General features: G+C 59.3%; 12 protein-coding genes. 9 read left to right on the top strand and 3 right to left on the bottom strand.

Annotated features, from left to right (window positions below; translation table 11 throughout):
- Position 1: 1 nt before the first annotated feature.
- Together DA915_RS15045 and DA915_RS15040 are read left to right on the top strand one after the other, a co-directional pair.
- The gene (locus DA915_RS15045) at positions 2-979 is read left to right on the top strand and encodes an ABC transporter ATP-binding protein (RefSeq protein WP_107676392.1); all 978 of its coding nucleotides are present in this window, start codon (positions 2-4) and stop codon (positions 977-979) included.
- Positions 976-1,986 (top strand): ABC transporter ATP-binding protein, encoded by a 1,011-nt coding sequence (locus DA915_RS15040; RefSeq protein ID WP_107676391.1) that lies wholly within the window; start codon positions 976-978, stop codon positions 1,984-1,986. The genes DA915_RS15045 and DA915_RS15040 overlap by 4 nt, the downstream gene beginning before the upstream one ends.
- An 18-nt stretch (positions 1,987-2,004) precedes the next feature.
- Here the strand turns inward: DA915_RS15040 and DA915_RS28690 are convergent, their stop codons facing one another.
- Both DA915_RS28690 and DA915_RS15025 read right to left on the bottom strand, forming a co-directional pair.
- Positions 2,005-2,652 (bottom strand): hypothetical protein, encoded by a 648-nt coding sequence (locus DA915_RS28690; RefSeq protein ID WP_153064562.1) that lies wholly within the window; start codon positions 2,650-2,652, stop codon positions 2,005-2,007.
- 698 nt (positions 2,653-3,350) lie between these two features.
- The gene (locus DA915_RS15025) at positions 3,351-4,115 is read right to left on the bottom strand and encodes a FadR/GntR family transcriptional regulator (RefSeq protein WP_107676388.1); all 765 of its coding nucleotides are present in this window, start codon (positions 4,113-4,115) and stop codon (positions 3,351-3,353) included.
- Positions 4,116-4,489: 374 nt separating this feature from the next.
- Between DA915_RS15025 and DA915_RS15020 the strand changes: the two genes are divergently transcribed.
- The 7 genes from DA915_RS15020 (at position 4,490) to DA915_RS14990 (ending at position 12,717) form a co-directional block, all read left to right on the top strand.
- Positions 4,490-5,473 carry a substrate-binding domain-containing protein gene (locus DA915_RS15020; protein WP_107676387.1) on the top strand — a complete coding sequence of 328 codons (984 nt, stop codon included), beginning with the start codon at positions 4,490-4,492 and terminating at the stop codon, positions 5,471-5,473.
- Positions 5,474-5,599: 126 nt separating this feature from the next.
- Positions 5,600-7,126: a sugar ABC transporter ATP-binding protein gene (locus DA915_RS15015; protein ID WP_107676386.1), complete on the top strand. Its 1,527-nt coding sequence runs from the start codon at positions 5,600-5,602 to the stop codon at positions 7,124-7,126.
- A gap of 13 nt (positions 7,127-7,139) precedes the next feature.
- Positions 7,140-8,141: an ABC transporter permease gene (locus DA915_RS15010; RefSeq protein ID WP_107676385.1), complete on the top strand. Its 1,002-nt coding sequence runs from the start codon at positions 7,140-7,142 to the stop codon at positions 8,139-8,141.
- 3 nt (positions 8,142-8,144) lie between these two features.
- Positions 8,145-9,047, top strand: coding sequence for an aldose 1-epimerase (locus DA915_RS15005; RefSeq protein ID WP_107676384.1), 903 nt, complete (start codon positions 8,145-8,147; stop codon positions 9,045-9,047).
- Positions 9,048-9,079: 32 nt separating this feature from the next.
- The gene (locus DA915_RS15000) at positions 9,080-10,708 is read left to right on the top strand and encodes a GMC family oxidoreductase (protein ID WP_107676383.1); all 1,629 of its coding nucleotides are present in this window, start codon (positions 9,080-9,082) and stop codon (positions 10,706-10,708) included.
- Between the two features lie 67 nt (positions 10,709-10,775).
- Positions 10,776-11,924: a galactonate dehydratase gene (gene dgoD, locus DA915_RS14995; protein ID WP_107676382.1), complete on the top strand. Its 1,149-nt coding sequence runs from the start codon at positions 10,776-10,778 to the stop codon at positions 11,922-11,924.
- A 16-nt stretch (positions 11,925-11,940) separates the two neighbouring features.
- Positions 11,941-12,717, top strand: coding sequence for an SDR family oxidoreductase (locus DA915_RS14990; protein ID WP_107676381.1), 777 nt, complete (start codon positions 11,941-11,943; stop codon positions 12,715-12,717).
- Here the strand turns inward: DA915_RS14990 and DA915_RS29460 are convergent.
- Positions 12,677-12,826 (bottom strand): alpha/beta hydrolase, encoded by a 150-nt coding sequence (locus tag DA915_RS29460; RefSeq protein WP_192886539.1) that lies wholly within the window; start codon positions 12,824-12,826, stop codon positions 12,677-12,679. The genes DA915_RS14990 and DA915_RS29460 overlap by 41 nt on opposite strands.
- Positions 12,827-12,880 lie beyond the last annotated feature (54 nt).

The raw sequence follows: 12,880 nt of genomic DNA, 5'->3' as shown, positions 1-12,880 counted from the left end.
GATGAGCGAACCAACGCTAAAAGTAGAAGGCCTCAGCACACATTTCTTCACCCGCGCGGGCGTCATCAAGGCCGTCGACGACGTGTCGTTCAGCGTTTCGCGTGGACGCGTTCTGGGGCTGGTGGGGGAATCCGGTTCGGGCAAATCGGTAACCGGCTTCTCGCTGATGGGACTGGTCGATGCGCCGGGAAGGATTGTGGCAGGACGCCTTCTGTTCCAGGGGCGTGATCTTGTAAGGCAAAGCGAGCGCGAGTTGCGGCACCTGCGCGGTAACCGTATCGCGATGATCTTTCAAGATCCGATGATGACGCTCAACCCGGTGTTGCGCATCGACACGCAGATGATCGAGACGGTGCAGGCTCATGCTAAGGTTTCCCGGGAGGACGCGAGGGTGCGAGCGCGCGATGCTCTGGGCATGGTGGGAATCGCCAGTCCGGATGAGCGTCTGGCAAGTTACCCGCATCAGTTCTCGGGTGGCATGCGACAGAGGGTAGCGATCGCGATCGCATTGCTGCATCGGCCCGACCTGATTATCGCCGACGAGCCGACCACGGCGCTGGATGTGACGATACAGGCCCAGATTCTCGCGGAGGTGCAGAGACTCACACGCGAGGTTGGCACGGCGCTGATCTGGATTACCCATGATCTCTCCGTCGTCTCCGGGCTCGCGGACGATATCGCTGTCATGTATGCCGGGCGTATCGTGGAGGGTGGCGATGTCGCCGAAGTGCTCGACCGGCCGCTTCATCCCTATACCAATGGCCTGATCGGCAGTGTCCCGAGTCGAAATACGCGAGGCGGCAAGCTGCGCCAGATTCCCGGCATGACGCCGCAGTTGATTAATTTGCCACCCGGTTGCGCCTTCCGTACCCGATGTGCGTGGGCTGATGCTGCGTGCGAATCTGATCCGCCCGATACCAGACCGGCCCCTGGCCGTGTGCTGCGCTGTTTCCACCCGCAGAACGAGAGAAGCGCATGAGCGACGTTGAGAACGCCATCGAACTGAAGGGCATCTCCAAGCGTTTCGGCAAGGTGCCGGATCTGGCGGTGAAGTTGGCGCGTCGCGCAAGAAAAGCGCTCGGTGGGACCGTCCACGAACAGGTGGTGCGTGCAGTCGACAGTATCAACTTGACCATCGCGCAAGGTGAGGTGGTAGGGCTGGTTGGTGAATCCGGCTGCGGCAAGTCCACGTTGGGGCGCATTGTAGCCGGAATCATGTCGCCCTCGGATGGTCAGGTTTTGTTCGAGGGACGGGACATCGCGGCGCTTTCTGCTGACGAAACGCGAGCCGCCAAGCTGAAGGTCCAGATGATTTTCCAAGACCCCTATGCCAGCCTCAATCCACGGCTGCGCGTGGCCGAGATTGTAGGCGAGGCGCCGCGAGTGCATGGCCTCGTGCCTCGTGGCGGTTTCGATGCCTATGTGGATGCGCAGATGCGCCGCGCAGGTCTCGACCCGGCCTACAAAGGCCGCTACCCGCATCAGTTCAGCGGTGGTCAGCGGCAGCGCATCGGCATTGCCCGTGCGCTCGCCGTACAGCCGAAATTCCTGGTCTGCGACGAGGCGGTGGCGGCGCTCGACGTGTCAATCCAGGCTCAGATTCTGAACCTGTTCATGGATCTTCGCTCGGAGTTGGGCCTTACCTATCTGTTCATCAGTCACGATCTCGGCGTGGTCGAGCATCTCTCGGACCGAGTCGCGATCATGTATCTTGGTCGCATCGTCGAGGAGGCAGCCGTGCAAGAGATCTTTGCGCGGCCGAACCATCCTTATACTCAGGCTTTGTTGGCTGAAGTGCCGCGCATCACCGCACGCAAGCGGCAGTTCACGGCAATAAAAGGCGAGATTCCAAGCCCGCTCAATCCGCCTGATGGCTGTCATTTCCACCCACGCTGTCCACATGCAATGGCTGTTTGCCGAGAGGTGGCTCCGCAACTCGAAACGGTCGCTCCCGGTCACCGCAGTGCCTGCCATCTGAACTCATGATGAGCCGCCGCGACGGTCCTATCGCGGGAGCGCGACACAGAGGGATACACACCCGGTGCCCCAGCTTCGCTGGGCAGTGTTCACTTTGGACTCTTGATGAGATGTCTGTTGAAGAAGAGGTCGAGGGTAACTTCGAGCATGCGCTGGGTCTTTGAGAAGCGTTTTGATCTGCGATTGAAGCGGGCCAGATTGTTCCCTGATCGAGGAGTTGGATGCCTCGATCAGGTGGGTCTGGGCCTTGGTTTCCACATGTGGCTCCGGCACGCCGTTTCGCTCGAAGGCCAGCCGATAGCAGGAATTGGCGTCGGTATAGATGCGGTCGATGCGCCCGACCGCCTGTCTGGCCAGGCGATAAAGGGCCATAGCGCTGTGGGTCCCCTTATCACCGATATGATAGGCGATCACCCGGCCCAGCCGGCGGCTAAAGGCGGTCCAGACTACCGCCCGCTGCGCTTTTTTTGAACGAATGTATAGATTTCGTCCATTTCGAGAACATCTGGCTCGTCCGGGGCCGCCAGCTCTGCCTCGGCAAGGCGAGCCCGGACGGCGGCATGTTCCTTGCGGATCCAGCGCAAAACACCCGCAGGCTCGACAGAAATAGCGCTGCGCTCCGCTCTTGAAGCCGGCCTTGCGCAGATCATCACTGTGGCAGTGACGGCAATCCATGATCGTCTCCTCGACAAATCACCCCTAGCAACCACAGTAGAATCCCTAAAAGCCCAATTGTAAACACTGCCGCTTCGCTGGGGCACATCAAGCCAAAATGCTGCCGAAACGGGCAGTCTAGTAGCGACGCAAAGGAGGCTTAGTGAATAACTTCGGACGTGATGGTGAACCTGGAAAAATAGCTAGCTTTTTGGCGGATGAAGTGGTCGGCGTGTGAGAAACCGGTAGATGCTCGCCTAGGCGCAAAGATCATAGCGATCAACATGCCTGCATGAGGGAGTGACGGCCTTCGGATGGTGGTGCCCCCTGTTCCACCGGGCGGAGAGATTGATTTCGCAAGCATTCATGTTGTGCTTACGCCATACCTTGATCTCTTGATCCGTGAGTTTCGGACCGTACAATATAGTCGCTAGTCGGCAACCTTTTCGAGTTTCATTCTCGATGCGAGAATTAGAACAATTCTCCGCGATCAGCGCCACAAATCCCATGTGGCCTGTTGGAATCGTTTTCGGCCAATCGCCGGCAAGCTTACCGCTGAAGATAAAGAAATAAATAGGCGCACGTTACAGCAATAAAACTGCATGATATCAAACGCATTGGTTTATTTTACTGCAATACTGAACGACCTGCAGAACAGGACAACGTAAAAAATACGGCTGAGGGAAAATATGGGTTACATTTGTCTTTTAGTCGAAGGATCATGAACGAACCTTGTGCAAAGCCTCCGCGATCTCGATTCGCGCAATGCCGATAAGCTGCTCCATCGCGTAACGCGCGTCCTCTGGATGCCGCATTCTGATGGCTTCCAGTACATCTTGGTGCTTCATTATTGCCTGTTCGTGGGACTGGCTCGCACGATTGGTAAGCCGGAAGCTGGCCAGCAAGGCTGCACGGATAGCTGTTGCAAACTGCCGATAGACCCAATTTCCGCTCGCATTGATAATGGCTGTGTGGAAGTCCAAATCCGCGCGGCTCCACTCTTCGGTGTCGCGCGCATTTGCCTCGACCATTTCCTCAAATGCTTTCGAAATGTGGAAGAGTTGACGGGCCGTTGCGTTCGCGGCGGCCTGAGCAGCTGCAGCAGGTTCCAGCAACTGGCGCGCATCGATCAGCGATATGTAAAAATGTTCGTCAGCGCCGAACTTGAGCGTTGCGTCAAGCACTAGAGGGTCCAGATAGTTCCAGTTTTCTCTTGGCAAGATCGTTGTCCCTGCCCGTGTGCGTGAGCGGACAATGCCAAGAGCAGAAAGATATTGCATGGCCTCCCGCAAAGTCGTGCGGCTGACGCCAAACTTCTCGGTCAATTCCGCTTCATTTGGCAGAGTTGAGCCCTCAGCCATCTCGCCGGAAACGATCATATCGACAAGTTGCTGGAGTAGGGCTTCGCGAACGCTTCGCTTGCCGCTGTCAGCGATGGGAAAACCATTGGCGGAAACCATTCTCGCCGTTCGTGCAACAGTCATTTTACTCTCCCGCAGGCGATGAGGCAGCCTGCCATGTCGGATTTACCTATCATACGAAACCACAATTTACAGCTGCGCAAGGTACTACTCTAAAATAAATCGTATTTATATCAAGCAAGTTTACCCGCCGATTTGCGCTGGTTCCTGGTGCAATACCGAACTTAAATACGGTATAAGATGCCTTATTCGGCATTTTTGTTCCGAACTGCGTACTCGGTCCATGAACGCAAATTTCATTTCCCGCGAGTCCGCCGACAATAAATCGTATTTATATTGACAATGATATGATGAAAGGTATCTTTGAAAGCGTTCCGCCCCAGGCGCGGGATCGCAACCCGTCGGTCGCGTCACAGACAAGATTTGGGAGGAGTACCATGAAGCTCATGAAGACTGCCGCTTTGACGGCAATGGCGATGCTGGCTATTGGCGCTGGCGCCGGCGCTTTATCGGCGCAGGACAAGGACTTGAAGGTCGGCGCGATCTACATGGACGCGCAGGGCTTCTATGCCGGCGTCCGCAAGGGCATTCAGACCGGTGCTGCCGATGCCGGCCGCAAGCTGGAAATCATCGAAACCAATGCGCAGGGCGACGTCAGCAAGGAATCGTCCTTCATCGATTCGCTGATCTCCGCCGGCGTGCAGGCCATCATCGTTTCGCCGGTTTCCGCCGATGGCTCCTACCGTGCCATCCAGCGCGCCCACGACGCCGGTATCCCGGTTGTCTGCTACAACACATGCCTTAGCGAGAAGGATATGAAGGAATTCGTCTCCGCCTATGCCATCGGCGATCCTTATGATTTCGGCCACAAGCTGGGCAACGCCGCGGCAGACTATTTCCTCGCTGAAAAGAAGGTTGCTCCGAAGATCGCGGTTCTCAATTGCGAATTTGTCGAAGTCTGCGTCACCCGCCGCAAAGGTTTCGAAGAAGCCTTGAAGGCTAAGGTACCGGGCGCCCAGATCGTTGCCAACCAGGAAGGTGCAACGCTCGACAAGGCAGTCTCCGTAGCTGCCACAATGTTATCCTCCAATCCAGATCTTGACGCCTTTTTCGGCGAAGCCGGTGGCGCGACGCTGGGAGCTGCCCGTGCGGTGAAGAGTCAAGGCCGTGCCGGCAAGACGGTGGTCTTCGGCGGCGACATGACGACGGAAATCGCCCAGGAGATGGTCGACTTTACCGTCATCAAGGCCGTCGTGGACATCTCCGGCCAAGGCCTCGGCAAACTCGCGCTTGCGCAGGCGATCAAGTCGATCGACGGGCAGGCACCGGCCGATATCAAGGTGCCCTACGATATCGACCTCTATGACACCTCCGCGTCCGGCAAGGCCTGGCTCGAAGCCCATTCCGACGGCATTCCGTGATCTCCCAAGCTGCGCCAGCCCTTGGGTGGCGCACTTGACCCGACCGGCAGGGCGAACATCAACCGTTTGCCCTGCCGGGCCATGCCATGAATACGATGGCGCATCAACTCCGAAACAGGCTTCGTCATGATCAATTCCGCCGCCCACCCGAGCCATGATCGTACTGTCATCGCCTCGATCGAAGGCTGTACCAAACGCTATCCCGGTGTACTGGCGCTTGATAACGCCACGTTCGATGTGGCTGCGGGCGAGGTCCGCGCGCTGCTCGGCAAGAACGGTGCCGGAAAATCCACACTGATCCGCATGCTGACCGGCGCCGAAGTGCCAGACACCGGAAAGGTGCGCATCGACGGCGAGGAATTGACCCAATCCGGCTCGGCCCGCGCGCAGGAATCCTTCGCCAAGGGCGTGCGCGTCGTATATCAGGAACTGTCTCTGGTGCCCGGCATGACGCTGGCCGAAAATCTTTTTCTCGGCCGCTGGCCGCGCAAGGCCGGCATTCTCAGCTATTCCGATATGGAAGCGCAGGCGCAGGAGGCGATGGCGCGCCTTGGCCTCGACCTGCCCCCGTCCCGGCTCGTGGCCGGTCTCAGCCCCGCCGAGCGCCAGCTGCTTGAAATCGCCCGAGTCCTGCTCGGAAAGCCGAAACTGGTTATCCTCGACGAGCCGACCAGCTCGCTTGCCGCAGCGGAGGCCGAAAAGGTGATGACCGCCGTCAAGCGCATCGCCAGCGAAGGTATTGCCGTCATCTATGTCAGCCACCGGATGAACGAGATCCGCCGGATCTCGCAATCGGCAACCGTCATGCGCGATGGCAGGATCATTGACACGGTTGACGTGGCCGGCGCCGATACGCGCGACATCGTCCGGTTGATGCTCGGCTCGGAGGCGGCGCAGGCCGCCGTGCTCGAAACGAAATCGCGCGAAAAGGTCGTTTTGGAAGTGACCGGTCTGGCGCTGGAGCCGAAACTCTCCTCGATCTCCTTCAAGCTGCGCCAGGGCGAGGTGCTTGGCATCGCCGGCCTTCTGGGCTCCGGCCGCACGGAGTTACTGCAGTCGATTATGGGTGTTCGTGCCTTTGATCGCGGCACGGTCTCGGTGGATGGAAAAACCGCCGGCCGGCCAAAATACCGGCGCATGCTGGATGCCGGTTTTGGCTACACGCCGGAAAGTCGTAAGGAAGAGGGCATCGTGCCGCTTCTTGGTGTCGATGAAAATACGGTCTCGACCAATTTCGCGAGCGTCAGTTCCTACGGTGTCCTGTCGGCGCACCGGATGGCGCAGGCGACGCGAAGGGTCATCGAGCGGCTTCATGTCAAAACCGCGGAGACCGATACGCCGATCGGAACCTTATCGGGCGGCAACCAGCAAAAGGTCGTCATCGGCCGCTGGGTGCATGCCGACAGCCGCATCCTTCTGCTTGACGAGCCGACGCGCGGCGTCGATGTCGAGGCGAAGGCCCAGATCTATGCCATCATCCGCCAGCTTGCTGCCGAAGGCCGCAGCATCATCTTCGTCTCCAGCGAGATCGAGGAGCTGCCACTTGTCTGCGACCGCGTCATGGTCCTGCGCGAAGGCACGCTGAAGGAAGAATTCACATCCCCCGATATCGATCAGGATGCCGTCATGGCAGCCTGCATCGCCGGTCACTGACGGAGAATACACAATGTCCCTGGAACAGGCAGCCAAGACGCCCGCATCCGCTGAGCGCCGGCGCGGTGGCTTCTCGCAGCACATGAACGAGATCAGCCTCTTCGTTGCGATCGCAGTGCTTTACATCGTCTTTACCGCCACCGCCGGCGGCTTCATGACGTTCAACAACCAGATCAACATCCTGCGCGATGCTGCAACGATCGGCATTGCTGCCTGGGCAGCAACGCTGATCATTATTTCTGGTGAAATCGACGTCAGCGTCGGCCCGATGGTCGCCTTCATTTCTGTGGCGCTCGCCTATCTTCTGCAATGGGGTATCCCGACGCCGATCGCCTTCATGTTCGCCATCACCATTGGCGCGGCGCTCGCATCGATTGCCGGCATCCTGCGCGCCTATTTCGACGTTCCATCCTTCGTTGGCACGCTTGGACTTTGGAGCGCGCTGCGCGGCACGGCGCTGTTCGTCACCGATGCGCTGCCGGTCTCGATCGGACGCAACGACATCGTCGATATGCTCGACCGTCCGGTGCTCGGCGTGCCGCCGGCGGCCATCATCATGCTGGTGCTGTTTGCCGTCTTTGCCTTCGTCAGCCGTAAGACCGCTTTCGGGCGTTCTGTCTTTGCGATCGGCGGCAACGCGCATGCGGCATTCCTGTCGGGCATCAACGTTTCCCGCATTCGCGTTGCCCTGTTTGCCATCGCCGGTGCCATGGCGGCCGTGTCCGGCATCCTTCTTCTCTCGCGGCTGGGCTCCGGCAATGCGACGGCTGCAAGTGGTCTGGAATTTGACGTCATCGCCGCGGTCGTCGTTGGCGGCACGGCGCTCTCAGGTGGGCGCGGTTCCATGCTCGGCACCTTGCTCGGCGTGCTGGTCATCACCCTCATCGGCAACGGCCTCGTGCTTCTCGGGATCAATCCGTTCTTCCAGCAGGTGGTGCGCGGCCTGATCATCGTCATCGCGGTTCTTGCCAATATCCAGGCGATCAAGCGCGGCGCGGCCCGCAACAAGGGGTAGGCCGTGACTGCCGTTCATCTCAGCAATGGAAATCTTTCGGCCCGCATATCCACCAAGGGTGGCATCGTGCTCGGCTTCTGGTGGGAGCGCGATGAGGTCCGGTTGCCGCTTTTGCGCGAAGCGCCCGGTGACGACGCCGATGCCTTGGCGTCCGGCTGCTATCCGCTGGTGCCATTTGGCAATCGTGTCCGGGACAACCGGTTCAGCTTTCGCGGCCGCGACTATCGTTTCCAGGCCAATACCGATTGGGACAGGCATTATCTGCATGGCGAAGGCTGGCAGGCGGAGTGGACTGTCGCGCAAGAGACGGCCGGTTCGCTCGATCTTTCGTTTCATCATGCGGCCGGCGAGATAACACCCTATAGCTATGGGGCATCCCAGCGTTTCGTGCTGCAGGAGGACGGCTTCAAGCTGACGCTTTCGGTCACCAACACGGGGGAAGACGCGTTTCCTTTCGGGCTTGGCTGGCATCCTTATTTTCCAATGACGCCGAAGACCACGTTGCTGGCACCGGCGCGAAAGTACTGGACCGAAGTAGACGGCTGGCTGCCAGGCGAGGCGACGGACATTCCATTAGATGTCGATTTCAGCGAGCCCCGCGGTCTGCCCCATCGCTGGGTCAACAATGGCTTTGAGGATTGGTGCGGCGAGGCGCAGATTGTCTGGCCGGAGCGGCAGGCGCGGCTTTCCCTGACGGCGGATCCGTTGTTTCGCCACGCTTTCGTCTTCGTATCCGACACCAGCTTCGATCCGGCTTTCCAACGGGATTATTTCTGTTTCGAGCCGATGTCGCATCTGGCAGACGGCCACAACATGAAGGGTCTCGGCGATCTGAAGGTGCTTGAACCTGGAGAAACACTTGCGGGCAGCATCTACATGAAGCCGTCTGCCTGGGCAGAACAATAGCAGTTACCGCCAGCGCGGTTGGAGAACAGGACATGTCCCAAGGGACGGCATACGACTATATCATCGTGGGCGGCGGCAGTTCGGCCTGCGTCGTTGCCGCGCGTCTCGTGCGCGATGGCAAGGCGCGCGTTCTGATGCTGGAGCGGGGCCCCCGCAAGGCCAATCCGATCATGCATTTTCCGGCAGGCTACATGAAGTTTCTCGCCAAGGACACCTATCTGTCCATGCATCAGACCAAGCCGCAGGAACAGCTGAACGGCCGGGGTCCGATCGTGCCGCAGGGCAAGGTCCTGGGTGGCGGCAGCACGGTCAACGCCATGGTCTACATGCGCGGGCAGGCGGCCGATTATGATCGCTGGAACGAGGCGGTGACCGAGCCGGGGACAAACAATGATGGCGCCTGGTCGTACCGGGATATCCTGCCCTATTTCAAGGCGCAGGAAGACAATGACCATCTCGGCGGGGAGTTTCATGGGGTCGGCGGGCCGCTGAAGATTTCCGATCTTGGCCATACCAGCCCGATGACGCGCACCTATGTCAAAACCCTGCAGGGCATGGGCATTCCATATAATCCGGATTTCAACGGCGCCGGACAGTTCGGCGTCGGCTTCATGCAGCATACGATCGACTGGCAGACCCGCCGCCGCTGCAGCGCGGTCGATGCGTTTCTCGCTCCCGTCATGAACAATCCGCTGCTGACGATCGAAACCGGGGCGACCGTCACGCGCCTCGTTCTGGAAAATGGCAGAGCTGCTGGCGTCGATTACATGCAGAACGGCTCGAAGAAGACCGCTACCGCCGGCGTCGAAGTCATTCTGGCGGCAGGAGCCTATCAGACGCCGAAAATCCTCATGCTCGCCGGCATCGGCCCGGAAGATGAGCTTTCCCGTCACGGCATTCAGACGGCAGTTTCGCTCTCCGGCGTCGGCCGCAACCTGCAGGATCACTACGAGTGCCCGGTGGTCGCGACGACCAAGGGTTCGTTCGGCTACTATGGGGCCGATCGCGGCTGGCCGATGATCAAGGCCGGGCTTCAATATCTGCTGTTCAAATCCGGCCCTGCGACCACCACCGGCGTGGAAACCTGCGCCTTCTATGATCCCGACGGCAACAATGCGGAACCGACGATCCAGATGTTCTGCGTGCCGACCGTCTATCTCGACCGGGATGTGATGGGCACCGATCCCGGGGATGGCGTTACCATCAATTCGCTGCTCTTGAGACCCAAGGCGCGCGGCAGCGTCACGCTTGCCTCGACCGACCCGTTTGCCAATCCCATCGTCGATACGCAAATCTTCACGCATCCGGACGATCTGCGTCTGACGATCGCCAGCTTCCGGTTTGCCCGCACGGTTCTCGCGGCTTCGCCGATGCGGGAACTGATCGACAAGGAAATCTTCCCCGGCATCGACGTGACCAGTGACGAGGCGATCGCCGATCATTGCCGTCGCACGGTCAAGACCGGTTACCATCCCGTCGGCACCTGCAGTATGGGGCACGACCGGGATCCGCAAGCCGTTTTGACACCGGACCTGAAAGTCCGCGGCGTCGATCGGCTGCGCGTCATCGATGCCTCGATCATGCCCACCATCGTCAGCGGTAACACCAATGCCGCCGTTCTCGGCGCTGCCGCAAAGGCCGCCGATCTCATTCTTGCGTAGGCCTCCTGAATGTCCGGTCCCCGCTTCATCTCAATCCCGTTTGCGTTCAGCAAGAAGGCATGACCCGATGAAAATTACCAAGCTCACCACGTACATCGTTCCGCCACGCTGGTTGTTCCTGAAAATCGAGACGGATGAAGGTGTTTCCGGCTGGGGCGAACCGGTGGTCGAGGGCAGGGCGCTGACGGTGCAGGCTGCCGTCCACGAACTGGAAGATTACCTGATCGGGAAAGATCCATTCCTGATCGAGGATCACTGGAACGTCATGTATCGGGGCGGCTTCTATCGCGGCGGTGCCGTGCACATGAGCGCCATTTCCGGCATCGACCAGGCACTCTGGGACATCAAGGGCAAGGCGCTCGGTCAGCCCATTCACTCGCTGCTTGGCGGCCAGGTGCGCGACAAGATCAAGGTCTATTCCTGGATCGGCGGCGATCGTCCGGCCGACGTCGCCAACAACGCCCGCGATGTGGTTTCCCGCGGTTTCAAGGCGATCAAGCTCAACGGCTGTGAAGAAATGCAGATCGTCGATAGCTGGGAGAAAGTCGAAAAGGCCGTCCAGATCATTGCCACCATCCGCGAGGCGGTTGGGCCTTACATTGGAATTGGCGTCGATTTTCACGGCCGCGTCCACAAACCAATGGCCAAGGTTCTGGCCAAGGAACTCGATCCCTACAAGCTGATGTTCCTCGAAGAGCCGGTTCTGTCGGAAAACAAGGAGGCGTTGCGCGACATCGTCAATCACACCGGAACGCCGATCGCGCTCGGTGAGCGGCTCTACTCGCGCTGGGATTTCAAGCAGGTCCTGTCGGACGGTTATGTCGACATCATCCAGCCGGATCTCTCGCATGCTGGCGGGATCACCGAATGCCACAAGATCGCAGCGATGGCTGAGGCCTATGACGTGGCGCTGGCACCTCATTGCCCGCTCGGCCCGATCGCCCTTGCCGCCTGTCTGCAGGTTGACGCCGTCAGCTACAACGCCTTCATTCAGGAACAGAGCCTCGGCATCCATTACAACAAGAGCAACGATATCCTCGATTATATCTCGAACAAGGACGTCTTCCAGTATGCCGATGGCTTCGTCTCGATCCCGCAGGGGCCGGGGCTCGGGATCGAGGTCGACGAAGCCTATGTCATCGAGCGGGCGAAGGAAGGCCATCGCTGGCGCAATCCGATCTGGCGCCATGAAGACGGCAGCTTTGCAGAGTGGTGAGACAGGAGACTAGACTATGACGGACCGTCTCAAGGGCAAGCGGATTATGATCACCGGGGCCGCGCAGGGGATCGGCCTTGCTATCGCCAAGGCTTGCGCGGCAGAAGGGGCACGCCTGTTCCTCATCGATCTCGACGCGGGCTTGCTAGAGACAGAAATAAACACGTTGCTGGCCGGCGGTGCCACTGCAGGTTATGCCATCGCCAGCATCACGGATGCGACGGCAATTGCTGCGGCCATCGAACGTGCCGCGGCCGAGATCGGCCCGATCAACGCACTGATCAACAATGCCGGTGTCAATGTTTTCCATGAGCCTCTGGAGACCAGCGACGCGGAATGGGGGCGGTGCTTTGACATCAACCTGAAGGGTGCATGGAACTGCTCAAAGGCGGTGCTTCCGGGAATGATCGGACAGGGCGGTGGTGTGATCCTCAACATCGCCTCGACCCATGCCTTCACCATCATCCCCCACACGTTCCCCTATCCGGTCGCCAAGCATGCGCTTCTGGGCATGACCAAATCGCTCGGTATCGAATACGCGGGCAGGGGCGTTCGAGTGAATGCGCTAGCGCCGGGCTACGTGCTGACACAGAAGGTCACCGAATACTGGAACAGTTTTCCCGATCCGGTTGCGGCCGAAGCTGCAACAAAGAAACTGCATCCAGGCGGTCGTATCGCGGCGGCAGAAGAAATCGCGTTGGCCGCGGTGTTCATGATCTCCGACGAATGCCCTTTCATGAACGCCACCTGCCTTACCATAGACGGCGGTCTAAGCGTTCAACAGCATCGCTGAATATCGCGGGGGACGGAGCCGCGTCCACATGAATGTTATGAGCAATCTGCACGAAACGAAACACGGTATCCGCATAGGTCGTATTGAAACCATGCACGAAGATGAGCACCTTTGCGGCTATTCGTCCTCTTAAACCAACCGGCCACCTTCTGGTCGGAAATCT

The organism is Agrobacterium sp. LAD9 (assembly GCF_003031125.1).
GTDB lineage: Bacteria > Pseudomonadota > Alphaproteobacteria > Rhizobiales > Rhizobiaceae > Agrobacterium > Agrobacterium radiobacter.
Note: the sequence above shows the minus strand (reverse complement) of the source record. Positions and strands in the feature narration are given on the sequence as shown.

Excerpts from the sequence above, each read along its gene's own strand:
- DA915_RS15045 (WP_107676392.1), top strand. The coding sequence starts at position 2 with ATGAGCGAACCAACGCTAAAAGTAGAAGGCCTCAGCACACATTTCTTC.
- DA915_RS15040 (WP_107676391.1), top strand. The coding sequence starts at position 976 with ATGAGCGACGTTGAGAACGCCATCGAACTGAAGGGCATCTCCAAGCGT.
- DA915_RS28690 (WP_153064562.1), bottom strand. The coding sequence starts at position 2,652 with ATGGATTGCCGTCACTGCCACAGTGATGATCTGCGCAAGGCCGGCTTC.
- DA915_RS15025 (WP_107676388.1), bottom strand. The coding sequence starts at position 4,115 with ATGACTGTTGCACGAACGGCGAGAATGGTTTCCGCCAATGGTTTTCCC.
- DA915_RS15020 (WP_107676387.1), top strand. The coding sequence starts at position 4,490 with ATGAAGCTCATGAAGACTGCCGCTTTGACGGCAATGGCGATGCTGGCT.
- DA915_RS15015 (WP_107676386.1), top strand. The coding sequence starts at position 5,600 with ATGATCAATTCCGCCGCCCACCCGAGCCATGATCGTACTGTCATCGCC.
- DA915_RS15010 (WP_107676385.1), top strand. The coding sequence starts at position 7,140 with ATGTCCCTGGAACAGGCAGCCAAGACGCCCGCATCCGCTGAGCGCCGG.
- DA915_RS15000 (WP_107676383.1), top strand. The coding sequence starts at position 9,080 with ATGTCCCAAGGGACGGCATACGACTATATCATCGTGGGCGGCGGCAGT.
- dgoD (WP_107676382.1), top strand. The coding sequence starts at position 10,776 with ATGAAAATTACCAAGCTCACCACGTACATCGTTCCGCCACGCTGGTTG.
- DA915_RS14990 (WP_107676381.1), top strand. The coding sequence starts at position 11,941 with ATGACGGACCGTCTCAAGGGCAAGCGGATTATGATCACCGGGGCCGCG.